Source organism: Adlercreutzia sp. DFI.6.23 (assembly GCF_024462535.1).
GTDB lineage: Bacteria > Actinomycetota > Coriobacteriia > Coriobacteriales > Eggerthellaceae > Adlercreutzia > Adlercreutzia rubneri.
Genome location: NZ_JANGBP010000403.1, coordinates 1 through 308, shown reverse-complemented (window position 1 = coordinate 308; position 308 = coordinate 1). Strand labels below are relative to the sequence as shown.

1 protein-coding gene is annotated in these 308 nt (G+C 54.2%); it reads right to left on the bottom strand.

Annotation, left to right across the window (positions count from 1 at the left end; translation table 11 throughout):
• The coding region (locus NE591_RS13905; protein WP_256156937.1) for a DUF4143 domain-containing protein at positions 1–308 on the bottom strand (308 nt) is incomplete at both ends.

Below are 308 nucleotides of genomic sequence, written 5' to 3'. Positions count from 1 at the left end.
AATAGTTCGGGCACTCAAGTTGCACATTGCGCCAAGTAGACACACATCGAGCACATAGACCTTGAACACTCCCTCGTCTTCATGAGACGCAAGGGGCGACTCGGGCACGCTCACACAACTCGAGGGACACACAATCGAGGTGTCGGTCAGCCATTGCAGAGCATCTTCGTACTCCCGGGCTCTCGCCGACTCCCGTATCTTGGAAAACATAAACTTACGGTTTTCTTTGCCCAAGTTTGTCGGCACCGCCCGCCAGACACGACGAATCCGTTCTGCTAGCGCATCGTCGGCATACTTTGAGAAATCGG